Annotated in this window: 13 protein-coding genes; 10 read left to right on the forward strand and 3 right to left on the reverse strand. The window is 51.2% G+C overall.

Annotated elements, in window-relative coordinates:
- The first annotated feature begins 4 nt into the window (after positions 1–4).
- On the forward strand, positions 5–1,834 hold the full coding sequence (gene glmS, locus J2X14_RS10300; protein ID WP_352411125.1) for a glutamine--fructose-6-phosphate transaminase (isomerizing): 1,830 nt from the start codon (positions 5–7) through the stop codon (positions 1,832–1,834).
- A 365-nt stretch (positions 1,835–2,199) separates the two neighbouring features.
- Positions 2,200–2,412, forward strand: coding sequence for a cold shock protein CspG (gene cspG / locus J2X14_RS10305; protein WP_085069158.1), 213 nt, complete (start codon positions 2,200–2,202; stop codon positions 2,410–2,412).
- A 409-nt stretch (positions 2,413–2,821) separates the two neighbouring features.
- Here cspG and J2X14_RS10310 read toward each other — a convergent pair whose 3' ends face one another.
- Positions 2,822–2,953, reverse strand: coding sequence for a hypothetical protein (locus tag J2X14_RS10310; RefSeq protein WP_352411126.1), 132 nt, complete (start codon positions 2,951–2,953; stop codon positions 2,822–2,824).
- A gap of 343 nt (positions 2,954–3,296) precedes the next feature.
- Here J2X14_RS10310 and pstS point away from each other — a divergent pair, with 343 nt between their 5' ends.
- From pstS to gbpA, 6 genes are all read left to right on the forward strand, one after another.
- Positions 3,297–4,340 (forward strand): phosphate ABC transporter substrate-binding protein PstS, encoded by a 1,044-nt coding sequence (gene pstS, locus J2X14_RS10315; protein ID WP_352411127.1) that lies wholly within the window; start codon positions 3,297–3,299, stop codon positions 4,338–4,340.
- A gap of 105 nt (positions 4,341–4,445) precedes the next feature.
- Positions 4,446–5,408 carry a phosphate ABC transporter permease PstC gene (gene pstC, locus J2X14_RS10320; RefSeq protein ID WP_352411128.1) on the forward strand — a complete coding sequence of 321 codons (963 nt, stop codon included), beginning with the start codon at positions 4,446–4,448 and terminating at the stop codon, positions 5,406–5,408.
- A complete protein-coding gene (gene pstA, locus J2X14_RS10325) occupies positions 5,405–6,292 on the forward strand; it encodes a phosphate ABC transporter permease PstA (RefSeq protein WP_352411129.1) in 888 nt (295 codons plus the stop codon). The genes pstC and pstA overlap by 4 nt, the downstream gene beginning before the upstream one ends.
- Before the next feature lie 46 nt (positions 6,293–6,338).
- Positions 6,339–7,106 (forward strand): phosphate ABC transporter ATP-binding protein PstB, encoded by a 768-nt coding sequence (gene pstB / locus J2X14_RS10330; RefSeq protein ID WP_352411130.1) that lies wholly within the window; start codon positions 6,339–6,341, stop codon positions 7,104–7,106.
- A gap of 12 nt (positions 7,107–7,118) precedes the next feature.
- Complete coding sequence (gene phoU, locus J2X14_RS10335) at positions 7,119–7,853, forward strand: phosphate signaling complex protein PhoU (RefSeq protein ID WP_352411131.1); 735 nt, start codon at positions 7,119–7,121, stop codon at positions 7,851–7,853.
- Positions 7,854–8,262: 409 nt separating this feature from the next.
- Positions 8,263–9,750: an N-acetylglucosamine-binding protein GbpA gene (gbpA, locus tag J2X14_RS10340; RefSeq protein WP_352411132.1), complete on the forward strand. Its 1,488-nt coding sequence runs from the start codon at positions 8,263–8,265 to the stop codon at positions 9,748–9,750.
- A 64-nt stretch (positions 9,751–9,814) separates the two neighbouring features.
- Here the strand turns inward: gbpA and yieH are convergent, their stop codons facing one another.
- Positions 9,815–10,477, reverse strand: a complete 663-nt coding sequence (gene yieH / locus J2X14_RS10345; RefSeq protein WP_352411133.1) for a 6-phosphogluconate phosphatase — start codon at positions 10,475–10,477, stop codon at positions 9,815–9,817.
- A gap of 163 nt (positions 10,478–10,640) precedes the next feature.
- Between yieH and J2X14_RS10350 the strand changes: the two genes are divergently transcribed.
- Positions 10,641–11,954: an NCS2 family permease gene (locus J2X14_RS10350; protein WP_352411134.1), complete on the forward strand. Its 1,314-nt coding sequence runs from the start codon at positions 10,641–10,643 to the stop codon at positions 11,952–11,954.
- Positions 11,955–11,972: 18 nt separating this feature from the next.
- Here the strand turns inward: J2X14_RS10350 and J2X14_RS10355 are convergent, their stop codons facing one another.
- A complete protein-coding gene (locus J2X14_RS10355; protein ID WP_352411135.1) occupies positions 11,973–12,713 on the reverse strand; it encodes a 4'-phosphopantetheinyl transferase family protein in 741 nt (246 codons plus the stop codon).
- A 485-nt stretch (positions 12,714–13,198) separates the two neighbouring features.
- On the opposite strand from J2X14_RS10355, the gene J2X14_RS10360 reads away from it, so the two are divergent.
- A complete protein-coding gene (locus tag J2X14_RS10360; protein ID WP_352411136.1) occupies positions 13,199–13,840 on the forward strand; it encodes a LuxR C-terminal-related transcriptional regulator in 642 nt (213 codons plus the stop codon).
- The last annotated feature ends 44 nt before the right edge of the window (positions 13,841–13,884 follow it).

Here is a 13,884-nt window from a genome sequence, read left to right on the forward strand (position 1 = left end):
ACTTATGTGTGGAATTGTTGGCGCGGTTGCGCAACGTGATATCGCAGAGATACTGCTGGAAGGCTTGCGCCGCCTGGAGTATCGCGGCTATGACTCCGCGGGTTTAGCGGTGGTCGACAGACAAGGGCATGTCACTCGCCTGCGTCGCGTCGGTAAGGTTCAGAAACTGGTTGAGGCTGCTGAGCAGCATCCGCTGATTGGCGGCACCGGTATTGCTCATACCCGTTGGGCAACGCACGGCGAGCCATCTGAAGCAAATGCGCATCCGCATGTTTCCGAACATATTGTGATTGTGCATAACGGCATCATTGAAAACCATGAGCCGCTGCGTGAACTGATGATCGAACGCGGTTATCACTTCGCTTCAGAAACCGATACGGAAGTCGTCGCGCATTTGGTCCACTGGGAACAGAAACAGGGCGGCAGCCTGCGCGAAGTGGTACTGCGCGTGATCCCTCAGCTGCGCGGCGCGTATGGCATGGTGATCATGGACAGCCGCGATCCGTCACTGCTGGTTGCAGCGCGTTCCGGTAGCCCGCTGGTTATCGGCTGTGGCGTCGGCGAGAACTTTATTGCGTCCGATCAGCTGGCGCTGCTGCCGGTAACCCGCCGCTTTATCTACCTGGAAGAAGGCGATATTGCTGAGGTTACGCGTCGTGAAGTCACTATCGTTGACCGTGACGGCAAGGCGATCAAGCGTAGCGAAATCGAATCGACCGTGCAGTATGACGCAGGCGATAAAGGTGGCTACCGTCATTACATGCAGAAAGAGATCTACGAGCAGCCGAACGCGATTAAAAATACCCTGAACGGTCGTTTTAGTCACGGCGAGGTTGATCTGTCTGAGCTGGGCGCGCACGCCAACGATCTGCTGAGTCAGGTTGAGCATGTGCAGATTATTGCCTGTGGCACCTCTTACAATTCCGGTATGGTGGCGCGCTACTGGTTTGAGTCGCTGGCTAACCTGCCCTGCGATGTGGAAATCGCCTCTGAGTTTCGTTATCGCAAATCGGCGGTGAGGAAAAACAGCCTGTTGATCACCCTGTCGCAGTCGGGCGAAACGGCGGATACGCTGGCCGCGCTGCGTCTGTCGAAAGAGTTGGGTTATCTGGGCTCGCTGGCTATCTGTAACGTTGCGGGCTCGTCGCTGGTGCGTGAATCTGACCTGGCGCTGATGACCAAAGCCGGAACGGAGATCGGCGTTGCATCTACCAAGGCATTTACTACTCAGTTAACGGTATTGCTGATGCTGGTGGCGAAAATTGGCCGTCTGAAAGGCGTCGATGCGCAGATTGAGCATGACATTGTTCATGCATTGCAGGCGTTACCGAGCCGCATTGAGCAGATGCTGGCGCAGGACAAGCTGATTGAAGCGCTGGCCGAAGATTTCTCCGATAAGCACCACGCGCTGTTCCTGGGCCGTGGCGATCAGTATCCTATCGCGATGGAAGGGGCGCTGAAGTTAAAAGAGATCTCTTATATTCATGCGGAAGCCTACGCCGCCGGTGAGTTAAAACATGGCCCGCTGGCGCTGATTGATGCCGATATGCCGGTCATTGTGGTGGCGCCGAACAACGAGCTGCTGGAGAAACTGAAATCCAACATCGAAGAGGTACGCGCACGCGGCGGTCTGCTGTATGTTTTTGCCGATCGTGATGCGGGTTTCAACGACAGCGAAGGCATGAAGATTATCTCTCTGCCACATGTTGAAGAGGTTATCGCACCGATCTTCTATACCGTGCCGCTGCAGCTGCTTTCTTATCACGTCGCGTTGATTAAAGGCACCGACGTGGACCAGCCGCGTAACCTGGCGAAATCGGTTACCGTGGAGTAAGGCTGCACGCCTTACCGCAGGCGGCAACGGAAGGCCGCTTTAACGTAACGATGTTCTGAAAGCGTAAAACGAAAAGGCCGGTAATGTTTTCTGTCAGCAGACCGGCTTTTTTTGCGCGCCGTACGGCACAGTAATATTAATAAACTTAACGCTTGCAATGGGGAGCAGACCCAGGCTAGTATAGCGTCATCGGTTTGAAACACAGACCTTATGTAAGCAGTTTTAGTAAAGCAGTCCTCAGTTCAAGCGTTATCTATTGATACCCTTCCTCGTGAGCTCCTCCTAAGTGCCCCATAAGTAAAAATCTGCAAAGCAGACCATATTCGTCACCAAGAGTGGCTCAAAAAACAAGCAAGGAAATATCAATGTCTAATAAAATGACTGGTTTAGTAAAATGGTTCAACGCTGAGAAAGGTTTCGGCTTTATCACTCCTCAGGACGGCAGCAAAGATGTATTCGTACATTTCTCTGCAATCCAGAGCAACGATTTCAAAACCTTAGACGAAGGTCAGAAAGTTGAGTTCTCTATCGAGAACGGTGCTAAAGGTCCTTCAGCGACCAATGTTGTTGCGCTGTAAGCGTTGATAACAGCTCGCTAACCCTTACGATAGCGATGAAGGCAACAGCCTGAGCAGTTAAGCGTTAGTGATAAAAAACCCGCCTTGAGCGGGTTTTTTTGTGTCTGCGATTCATAAGCGAGGCGCGACTGTTTCCCTCAGTGCGTTTTTTTCCATTGTTAAAGCATGCTTTTCTGTTTCGTGCGCTTTCCCGCCTCGGTTTGCTTCTGCTTCATTATCTCGCTATCTGTGTAGCAGGCCTGCTGTCAGTGCTGGCGCTAGTGGCGAAAACAGGTCGCCTGAAAGTCATCGATGCACAGATAGAGCATGATAACGTTCAGGCCTTGCCGATCCATATCGAGTTAACGCAATCCAGTGACTAAAAAGGGAATGATTATATTTCATTCCCTTGTGAGTCATTTAATCTATATTAGGGGTGGGTACCGGCATCAGAAATGTCTACGCAGGTTTTTCCCCAGCAGATAATTGTATGCGCATGTGCAACGGGCGTAAGCATGACAAAAGCAGAAGATAACATAATAACATTAATAATTTTTTTCATAAATTCCCTTTATTTATATTTGCTTAACAGTTTCATGGTTAAATAACCATGAGAATCACCCTCCCGTTTCGTTATTTTCCAGGAGGGATGAACAACCTATAATGGAATATGTAATGTGGTTTTTACCAGTGTAAAAAAATGTCATCGTCAAATTTAATGATGATGATTATTTTATATAGTACGAAATTTCTTATTTTACTTTGAAGGTCAGTTTCTGCATGTAATAAAACTGTCATATTTCCTACATCTCGCTGTCACTAAACTGTCCTATTTTCCCTCCTGCAGCAATACAGATTCTTACTACAACGGCATACACCCTGACTTTTACTCCCCTGGAGGGAATATGACACTGATGCGTAGCACCGTAGCCAAACTTGTTGCCGCCACCCTCTCGCTGAGCGCGGTTTCTGCTTTTGCAGCAACTGACCTGACTGGCGCAGGCGGCACGTTCCCGGCTCCGGTTTATGCCAAGTGGGCAGCGGATTATCAGCAAGCGACCGGCAGTAAAATTAACTATCAGGGCATTGGCTCTTCTGGCGGCGTGAAGCAAATAATCGCGAAAACAGTGGATTTTGGTGCGTCTGATGCGCCAATGAAAGATGAAGATCTGCAAAAAAATGGCCTGTTCCAGTTTCCTACTGTGATTGGCGGCGTAGTACTGGCGGTAAACCTGCCGGGTGTCCAGTCTGGTCAGCTCACGCTGGATGGTCAAACCGTGGGTGACATTTACCTCGGCAAAATCAAAAAGTGGAACGACCCGGCCATCGCCAAACTGAACCCAGGCCTTAAACTGCCGGAAACCAATATCGCCGTGGTTCGCCGCGCTGATGGTTCAGGCACTTCATTCGTATTCACCAGCTATCTGGCTAAAGTGAATCAAGAATGGAGCGAGAAAGTAGGCAAAGGCAACACCGTTAACTGGCCTACCGGTCTTGGCGGTAAAGGTAACGATGGCATCGCCGCTTTCGTTCAGCGTCTGCCTGGCTCAATCGGTTATGTTGAATACGCTTACGCGAAACAGAACAAGCTGAGCTATACCAAACTGATCGACGCGGATGGTCAGCCGGTTTCCCCAACGGAAGAGACCTTCAGCAACGCGGCGAAAGGGGTAGACTGGAGCAAAAGCTACGCTCAGGACCTGACCAATCAGAAAGGCAAAGATGCCTGGCCGATCACCACCACCACGTTCATCCTGATGCAAAAACAACAGGCTGACGCGGCAAAAGGCGCTGAGGTAATGAAATTCTTTGATTGGGCATACAAAGATGGCGATAAAACCGCCACCAGCCTGGACTACGCGACGCTGCCTGATTCAGTTGTAGAGCAGATTCGCTCTGACTGGAAAGCGCAGATCAAAGACAGTTCTGGCAAAGCGCTCTACCAGTAATGGCTTTAACGGTGTTCACACCGTCGCAGGGGTCGGCTGAACGCCGACCCGCAGTATCCGGGCGGCTGAATGCCGCCCCTGTGAATTTCTTCTGTCGAGACTTCTATGGCTGAATCCAGGCCGTCTTTTAAGGCCCCAGGAAAACAAGGTGACATTATTTTCGGTGCGCTGGTTAAGCTGGCTGCGCTGATTGTGCTTTTGTTGCTGGGCGGCATCATTATCTCTCTGCTTATCTCCTCCTGGCCCAGTATTGAGAAATTCGGTTTCTCGTTCCTGTGGAACAAAGAGTGGGATGCGCCTAACGAGAATTTTGGTGCGCTGGTGCCGATTTATGGCACCGTGGTTACGTCAATTATCGCCTTGTTGATCGCTGTACCGGTTAGCTTTGGCATTGCGCTGTTTTTAACCGAGCTGGCACCAGGCTGGCTGCGTCGCCCGCTGGGCGTGGCGATAGAACTGCTGGCGGCTATCCCCAGTATTGTTTACGGCATGTGGGGGCTGTTTGTTTTTGCGCCGCTGTTTGCTGAATATTTCCAGACGCCGGTAGGCAACGTCCTCTCTACCATTCCGTTTGTTGGCGCCCTGTTTGAAGGCCCGGCATTCGGTATCGGTATCCTCGCCGCTGGCGTGATCCTTGCGATTATGATTATTCCTTACATCGCTTCGGTGATGCGCGATGTTTTCGAGCAAACGCCGGTAATGATGAAAGAGTCAGCCTATGGCATTGGCTGTACGACCTGGGAAGTAATCTGGCGCATCGTACTGCCCTTTACCAAGAATGGCGTGATCGGCGGCATTATGCTGGGTCTGGGACGTGCGCTGGGTGAAACCATGGCGGTGACCTTTATTATCGGTAACACCTACCAGCTCGACAGCGTTTCGCTTTATATGCCGGGCAACAGCATCACTTCCGCGCTGGCCAATGAATTTGCCGAAGCGGAATCAGGCGTGCATGTCGCCGCGCTGATGGAGCTGGGGCTGATTCTGTTTGTTATCACGTTTATCGTGCTGGCGATTTCCAAGCTGATGATTTTACGGCTGGCGAAAAATGAAGGGGCGCGTTCATGACCACGCTGGATTTACATGCTCGTACCGAGCTGCAAGCGTCACGCCGTAAAATGCAGGCGCGTCGCAGCATGCGTAACAAGGTTGCTCTGACGCTCTCCCTGCTTACCATGGCGTTTGGCCTGTTCTGGCTGGTATGGATCCTGTTTACCACCATCACGCGCGGTATCGATGGCTTCTCGCTGGCGCTATTTACAGAAATGACGCCGCCGCCCAACACCGCCGGTGGCGGTTTGGCGAACGCTATTGCGGGCAGCGGCCTGTTAATTTTTTGGGCCACGCTGGGCGGTACGCCGCTGGGCATTATGGCCGGGATCTATCTGGCGGAATATGGCCGCAAATCCTGGCTGGCGGAAATCATTCGCTTTATCAACGATATCCTGCTGTCGGCACCGTCGATTGTGGTTGGTCTGTTTGTTTACACCATCGTAGTGGCGCAGATGCAGCACTTCTCCGGCTGGGCCGGGGTGATTGCGCTGGCGTTGTTGCAGATTCCTATCGTGATCCGCACGACGGAAAACATGATGAAGCTGGTGCCGGATAGCCTGCGCGAAGCGGCTTATGCGCTGGGCACGCCAAAATGGAAGATGATTTCCGCGATTACGCTGAAGGCTTCCATTTCCGGCATCATCACCGGTGTGCTGCTGGCCGTGGCACGTATTGCCGGCGAAACCGCCCCGCTGCTGTTTACCTCATTGTCGAACCAGTTCTGGAGCACCGACATGATGCAGCCGCTGGCTAACCTGCCGGTCACCATTTTTAAATTTGCCATGAGCCCGTTTGCGGAATGGCAGAGCCTGGCCTGGGCGGGCGTACTGTTGATTACGCTCTGTGTGCTGGTGCTGAATATTCTGGCGCGTGTGATTTTCGCCAAATCGAAACACTAATTACCGCGTGGTTTCGACGGCGCGGCGTTAAGAGAAAGAGAAGACTATGGTTAATCAGACTCCCGGCAAACTGCAGGTTCGCGATCTGAACTTTTATTACGGCAAATTCCATGCGCTGAAAAACATTAACCTGGAAATTGCCCGTAATCAGGTTACCGCTTTTATCGGCCCATCTGGCTGCGGCAAATCGACCCTGTTGCGCACCTTTAACAAAATGTACTCGCTTTATCCGGAGCAGCGCGCCGAAGGCGAAATCCTGCTGGATGGCGATAACATTCTCGCCGAGGCGCAGGATATCGCACTGTTACGCGCGCGCATCGGCATGGTATTTCAGAAGCCGACGCCCTTCCCGATGTCGATTTACGACAACATCGCTTTTGGCGTCCGCCTGTTTGAAAAGCTGCCGCGCGCCGAAATGGATGAGCGCGTACAGTGGGCATTGAGCAAAGCTGCGCTGTGGAATGAAACCAAAGACAAACTGCATCAGAGCGGCTATAGCCTTTCTGGTGGTCAGCAGCAGCGCCTGTGCATTGCTCGCGGCATCGCTATTCGTCCAGAAGTGCTGTTGCTGGATGAGCCTTGCTCGGCGCTGGATCCTATTTCAACGGGCCGTATCGAAGAACTGATTACCGAACTGAAACAGGATTATACTGTGGTCATCGTGACGCATAATATGCAGCAGGCGGCACGCTGTTCCGACCACACCGCATTCATGTATCTGGGTGAACTGATCGAGTTTAGCGATACCGACACGCTGTTTACTAAACCTCATCAAAAGCAAACTGAAGACTATATTACTGGCCGCTATGGTTAACTGGAGATCGGTATGGACAATTTAAACCTGAACAAGCATATCTCCGGCCAGTTTAACGCTGAGCTTGAGCATATCCGCACCCAGGTCATGATCATGGGCGGCATGGTAGAGCAGCAGCTTACCGATGCGATTACCGCGATGCATAATCAGGACGCTGAGCTGGCGAAGCAGGTCATTGATGGTGACCAGAAGGTCAACATGATGGAAGTGGATATTGATGAAGCCTGCGTGCGTATTATCGCTAAGCGGCAGCCCACCGCCAGCGATCTGCGCCTGGTGATGGCGATCATCAAAACCATTTCTGAGCTGGAGCGCATTGGCGATGTGGCGGATAAAATCAGCCGCACGGCGCTGGAGAAGTTCAGCCAGCAGCATCAGCCGCTGCTGGTAAGCCTGGAGTCGCTGGGTCGCCATACGATTCAGATGCTGCATGATGTCCTGGACGCCTTTGCGCGCATGGATCTGAGCGCGGCGGTGGAAATTTATCGGGAAGATAAAAAAGTCGATCAGGAATATGAAGGCATCGTGCGTCAGCTGATGACCTATATGATGGAAGATCCCCGTACCATTCCCAGCGTGCTGACCGCCCTGTTCTGTGCTCGTGCCATTGAGCGTATTGGCGATCGCTGCCAGAACATCTGCGAAATTATTTTCTATTTCGTTAAGGGGCAGGATTTCCGTCACGTTGGCGGCGACCGTCTCGACAAGCTGCTGGCTGGCGAAGAAAACGGCAGCAGCCCCGCCTGATCGTCGTTACCCGCAGATCGTTACGGTCTGCGGGTAATTTTCATCATATCGTGCTGATAATGCCGCTTATTTGACACCCCGGCGGCCCAAATAGCATGAAAATAAGAGCGTTAATAAGATATCGCCATACGCTAACGCCGTTTTCCCTGTGGATTTTAGTGTGCAATATCTCTTTTATAGTGGATTTTACATAGCAGAAACGCCGCAATAAAATATAGCTGCGCTTATATCTCTTTTACCTCAGCATTAAAGCCTGTCTGTTGCGTATTTAATAAAATATCATAAAGATGCGCAATAAAAATAAGGCTGACCTGATAAAGACTTTCCCTTAATTAAAAGTAAAAAGATTCCCAGCTATTGGTGGTAAATATATAACTTCCTCTGGTTTTATTACAGGGGAAGTAAACTTATGAAAGTAAAATTAATAGCATTAGCCGTATCAACACTGACCATGAGTGGCGCATGGGCGCATGGTTATTTAATCGATCCACCAAGTCGTGCTCATCAATGTCAGAAAGGCAAGAATCAGTCATGCGGCGACAAGTCTAACTATGAGCCACAAAGCCTAGAACAGAAGACCGGATATTTTGATAAGGCCTCGACGCAAACCGGCAAATTAGCCAGCGCAGGATTGCCCGGCTATTATGAACTTGACCGCCAAAGCATTGATAGCTGGTATAAAACGCCCATGAAGGCTGGGAAACAAACCTTAGCCTGGTTTCATACCGCGCCCCATAAAACCACCAACTGGCGGTACTACATCACTAAACAGGACTGGAATCCTAACGCGCCTCTAAGCCGCGATGCGTTTGAAAAAACGCCCTTCTGTGAAATTAATGGTTTTGGCGCGATGCCGGGAACACGCGTGGAACATGAATGTGATGTTCCTGCGCGCACCGGCTATCAGCTAATCTATAGCGTGTGGCAGATTGCCGATACCGTGAACAGCTTCTATCACGTCGCCGACGTTGACTTCGGCGGAGAAAATACCGGGCAGGTCGAGACGTCTGATAGCTGGGCCAAAACCCTGGATGGTCAGATTTACGGCAAAGATTTGCGACCGGGCGACAAAGTAAAAGTACGTTTCTTCCAGGATAAATCAGAAGTGCTCTCTTTTGCCACCTCGCTGACCATCACTGAGGAATTAACGGATAAAAACCGTTGGGCGAAAGCATTGGCGGCGGCAGTAAACGAAAACGCCAATGCGGAGTTATGGGGTTTCCGTGCCGGGGTAAAAGATGCGCGTGGTGAAGTCGAGCCGGCATTTGGTGCGAATAAGATCTATATCTCCTCCAAAGCGGGCACACCGGATCCCATACGTAAGATGAAATCCATCGCGATTTCCTATGAAGAAGTTGTCTCAAACACCAATGAGCGCATTGAGATCAGCAGCCTGACAACCAGCGATGTGCAAAAGGGGACATCGACCCTGTCGTTTAATCTCTGGACCGTCGGTAAAATGTCACTGGAAGCGAAGGTGTATGACCGCGTCGGCACGGTGAAGGGATACACCAAAATGGCGGTGGATAATGCCGATCAGCGCGTTTCTTTTAAACTGGAAGGCGTATCAGCAAATGAACCTTATACGTTAAGCGTTATTGGCAGCACCGCAGAAGGCAAAGTGATCCAGCCAGCGCCGCAGCAGTTTACGTTGCAGGCTGCTGCTGGCGCAGAAACGGACAAACCGGCGTCGGATAATGCCAAATATGACGCCATCTTCCCGAATAACAAAGCAAGCTACAAAGCGGGCACGCTGGTGTTGCAACCTGAAAACGGCAAGGTTTACCAGTGTAAGCCTCTGCCTTATTCCGGCTATTGTTCCCAGTGGTCGCCTTCCGCACGGCAGTTTGAACCTGGCGTAGGTTCCTCCTGGCAGATGGCGTGGATCGAGAAATAAGTTTTAACGTAATCAAGCCCCGGCTCTGGCAACAGCGCCGGGGTTTTTTATTGGCGGCAACAACTTAACGGGTGAGGCGCCAGCCGCGCGCGTGCCACATCGCGGGCAATTGAGCCAGATCGTTAAATGGGGTGACCAGCGGGTGATCGAGCGGCGCGTTATGCGCATCGGCGCAATAATAGAACACCGGAATACCCGCCGCGATGCCCGCCCGCGCGCCCGCCTCTGAGTCATCGATCAGCAGGCAACGCTCAATCGGTACCTGCATTTGCTCCGCGGCATGAAACATCAGCTGTGGATCCGGTTTCCAGTGACCGATATCGTAGCCGCTATACAGGCGATCGCCGAAGAAAGGAAGCAGGCCGGTTAGCCCCAGCGAATGCTGCATCTTTTTCACCGTGCCGTTAGAGACCACGCACGCCGGTACGGCGATTTGATCCAACAGGGCACGGGCACCCGCAATCGGCTGCAGCTGCGCCTCGAAAAGACGTGCAACTTCCGCGCGGTACTCTTGCTCGAAGGTTTCTACCGCAACATCAAGTGGATGCTGCTGGTTAACGTCGGCGATAATATCGTAGAGTTTGACGCCCTTATATTTTTCAAACATCTCCTGTAATGGCAACTGCACGCCGTAGCGGGAAAAAGTGGAAACATACGCCTGAGTACAGAGCAATTCGCTGTCCACCAGGGTCCCGTCACAGTCGAAAAACAGACATTCAATCGTCATCCTGCCTCATCCTAACCAGGGGAAAAGGTCACTTTACCCCACTCAACACAAAATGCGACCCTGCCGCCCGCAGGAAACCGCAACCGATTGCGAAAAATCCGTGTACTGTTGCGCCAAAATCGCTAGCATACGCGGCGACCCCTTTTCCGTTCGGATGTAACAGATGACTAAACAAGGCTTATTACAGCGCCTGTTCCGGCTACAGGAGCATGGCACGACGGTGCGTACCGAAGTGATTGCCGGTTTTACGACTTTTTTAACCATGGTTTATATCGTCTTTGTAAACCCACAGATTCTTGGTGCCGCTGGCATGGATACCCAGGCGGTATTTGTGACGACCTGTTTGATTGCCGCGTTGGGCAGCATACTTATGGGCGTCGTCGCGAACCTACCGGTGGCGCTGGCGCCTGCGATGGGCCTGAACGCCTTTTTCGCCTTTGTGGTGGTTGGCGCAATGGGGTATTCATGGCAGGTCGGCATGGGCGCTATTTTCTGGGGCGCGACGGGGCTGCTGCTGTTGACCTTATTCCGCGTGCGCTACTGGATGATTGCCAATATTCCTCTTGCTCTGCGTACCGGCATTACCGCCGGGATCGGCCTGTTTATTGCCATGATGGGGCTGAAAAATGCCGGTATCATCGTGGCGAATGAAGCGACGCTGGTAACGGTTGGCGATTTGTCCTCGCATAGCGTGCTGCTGGGCGCGCTGGGCTTCTTTATTATCGCCGTGTTGGCTTCACGCAATATTCACGCTGCGGTATTGATCTCCATTGTCATTACCACGCTGGCGGGCCTGTTATTAGGCGACGTTAAATACAACGGCATCTTCTCCGCTCCGCCCGCGATTAACTCGGTGATCGGCCAGGTTGATTTAGGCGGCGCATTTACGCTCAATATGGCCGGTGTGATTTTCTCTTTTATGCTGGTTAACCTGTTTGACTCCTCCGGTACGCTGATCGGCGTAACGGACAAAGCCGGACTGGCGGATAAAGACGGTAAATTCCCGCGTATGAAGCAGGCGCTGCTGGTGGATAGCGTTAGCTCCGTAGCGGGTGCCGCCATCGGTACCTCCTCCGTAACCGCCTATATTGAAAGTTCGTCAGGCGTTTCCATTGGCGGACGTACCGGGCTGATGGCGGTGGTAACCGGCGTGCTGTTCCTGCTGGTGATGTTCCTGTCGCCGCTGGCGTCGATGGTGCCGGGCTACGCTGCCGCAGGCGCGTTGATTTATGTTGGCGTACTGATGACCTCAAGCCTGGCGCGCGTAAAGTGGGACGACCTGACCGAGGCGGTGCCTGCTTTTGTTACCGCCGCCATGATGCCGTTCAGCTTCTCAATCACCGAAGGCATCGCGCTGGGTTTCATTTCCTGGTGCGTGATGAAAGCTGGTACCGGGCGCTGGCGCGAAATCAACCCCTGCGTGGTTGTGGTGGCGCTGCTGTTTGTCCTGAAAATTGCTTTTATTGATTCACATTAATCAAATGGCGCTGCAGCTTTACGGCTGCAGCTGCCTTTCTGTCGGCATACTGGTAAGCCTTAACGTGTGCGGCCCCATATTCGCTTTATTCAGCTCAATATCCCTGAGCGCATTCCAGTTCTGCTGCTCATCGATTTCCCACAAACGCAGACGGCTGCTGGCGCGTGACAGCGCACAAGACCAGATAAGCAGTGGTTCAACATCGCATACTGCCTGAACGTCAGGAAACACGTGCGAGCGTAAGCGGCCCGAGGCGGGATGCAAACGCAGGGAACCCTCACAGCCGTTATCTTCTCCAGTCAGCTTGAGTACGCTTTGCCGCAGCGTCCAGATTTGCGTTATTGCTTCCAGCGGATCCTGTTGGGCATTAATCCACGCTTTTTCGCCGGAAGAGAGATGTTGCAGATGATGTTCCAGCGTCTGGCGGCTGTGCGCGCGTACGATTTCCATATCCAGCCCGGCGCGGCTCTGTTCTTCAGCCAGCAGCACGCCAACCATATTGCCAGCATAGGCGATGCTGAAATCAGGTAGATCGGGATCGGTAAAGCAAGGACGGCCACTGCTGGTGGTGGTTAAGGCGGGAAGCTGCGACATGCCGTAAATACGCAGCATGAGTTCAGCCAGCAGCATACGCGCTGCCAGATAACGGCTACGACGTTTGTCGCTGAGACATTGCGCTTTTTCCACTATATCTGCCGGAATACGCTGCACATCTGCCCGGTTTTGGGCAAGCGTCCAGCGTACAAAATGACTTGCCATCTGTCGCTCCGTGAAAATGGTCGGATAATCATCAATGGTATTGTAAGAATTTTCCGATGCTTTTGCACCCGGCTTTACTGTTTGCGCGATGCTTTTAGGAATAGGTTTAAATAAGGGCTATAAAACTGCACCAAAGAGGATTGGCTCGCGCCGAGAAAGCTTCAGGCGAAACGGCATGCTTCATTTTTTCTTTAACTGACGCGTAGGTAATAAAAACAACGCGCTCTGGTGCATTTCACGATTTTATCGATTTAGCTATAAAATTAATAATTAATATTAGATTTTATATATTTCATTTACTCTTTTTTATTTTTAGCTCTACCATGATTTTGGCTTGTGGATAATCAGGGAACCACCAGCCTTTCTCACAGTAGTTGAGCAAAAAGACATTAATAAATCCATATGGTGCTACTGCTTACATGATGTATTAGAGTAAACGTATGGAGTCGGCTGTAGCTGGGCAAACAGATAAGGGATATATCATTATGTTGAAAATTAACGTGGCTATATCAGATAAGTACCCTGCTGTTCACTATTTTCTGTGCAATTATATTAAGGAAGAGCTGGGTTGCAATATTATATCTGACATTTCGTTAAGCGAGGAGCGCACGCTTCAACCGGCAAGCCGCACGCCCGTAGACGCGATAATCACCGATCTGGCTTACTATAGCGATGGCGGCCATCTTTATGGCGTAGCAAAAATCAGAGCAATAAAACAACGCTTCCCGACGGCTAAAATCATTCTTTATACGGAGTTCAATAATGTATCCATTTTGAAAAAGGCGCTTAATTATGGCGTGGATGCTATTGTCAGCAAGTATGATGCAGTGAGCGAAATAAAAAAGGCGTTTTGTGAAATTTTTATTAAGAAGCACAGCGTGGCCTGGGTTTCAAAAGAAATAAAATCCATCACCGAAAGCGGTATTGAAAAAACCAGCCGCTTAACGGCAAAGGAGTGGGAAATTATTCAGCTTTACTCCATGGGGTTATCGCTGTCCAGTATTGCTAAAAAGCAAAACCGCGCGGTCAGTACCGTTGCCACGCAAAAATATAATGCGATGAAAAAGCTTAATGTCAATACGAATAGCGAGCTTATTCAATATGCCTGCATAAATAATATTATTTGATTGATCCCGGCGATAAAAAAAGGATTTTGGTCATGTACTTCAGG

Origin of the sequence: Mixta sp. BE291, assembly GCF_031457955.1 — a bacterium.
GTDB lineage: Bacteria > Pseudomonadota > Gammaproteobacteria > Enterobacterales > Enterobacteriaceae > Mixta.